Origin of the sequence: Winogradskyella litorisediminis, assembly GCF_042675765.1 — a bacterium.
Taxonomy (GTDB): domain Bacteria; phylum Bacteroidota; class Bacteroidia; order Flavobacteriales; family Flavobacteriaceae; genus Winogradskyella; species Winogradskyella litorisediminis.
In genome coordinates, this window is record NZ_JBHTJL010000018.1 from 1 (window position 1) to 980 (window position 980).

Here is a 980-nt window from a genome sequence, read left to right on the forward strand (position 1 = left end):
AATTGGCTAAATATGATGTATCCTCGTTTGAAGTTAGCTAGGAATTTACTTAAAGATGATGGGGTGATTTTTATTTCAATTGATGATAACGAAATAGATAATTTAAAAAAAGTTTGTAATGAGATATTTGGGGAAGAAAACTTGATAGGACAAGTTATTTGGAAAAATAAGTATGGAGCTGGTGCCAAAACCAAAGGGTTTATTGAAGTTCACGAATACATTCTTGCCTACTCTAAAACTCCAATTTACAACATTGAATCACCTTTAAATGAGGATGTGAAGAAAACCTACAGTAAAAAAGACTCAAAGTTTGAGACAAGAGGTGGATATTTCACACAGCCAATAATGACTAATTCTATGGATGATAGACCAAATTTACAATATAGTATTTGGCACAAAGGAGTTGAAATTAAACCTCGAAAACAATGGGTTTGGAGTAAGGAAAGATTAGAAAAAGCTATTGAAAATGATGAAATAGTCTTTAATCTAAAAAAAGATGGTGAATATAGCGTAAGAGCGAAACAATATTTAGTTGATGAGAATGGTCAAGAACGTCTTGGTAAACCTCTGTCCCTTTTAAATGGGCCTTTTACTCAAGAGGGCACAGCTGATATCAAAAACATTTTTGAAGAAAATATATTTGGCTTTACCAAGCCCGTAAACTTATTAAAATACCTCTACTCATTTAGAGTAAATGAAAAAGAAAGCAAGGATGAAATATATTTAGATTTCTTTTCTGGATCAGGCACTTCGGCAGAAGCGATAATGAAACAGAACATAAAAGATAATTTAAATAGAAAATACATATTGATTCAATTACCTGAAAAAACAGCGGAAGGAAGTGATTCACGGAAAGCAGGTTATGAATTTATAACTTCTATTGGGAAAGAACGTATTAGAAGAGTCTCTAGTAAACTCAAAGCAGAATACCCAGACAAAGTAAAAGACCTAGACTTAGGTTTTAAGGTATTTAAACTAGA

Annotated in this window: 1 protein-coding gene; it reads left to right on the forward strand. The window is 31.9% G+C overall.

The window, feature by feature from the left end; all coding sequences use genetic code 11:
• Positions 1-12: 12 nt before the first annotated feature.
• Positions 13-980: site-specific DNA-methyltransferase (locus tag ACFQ1Q_RS13740; protein ID WP_386132693.1), on the forward strand; the 968-nt coding region annotated here is incomplete at its 3' end.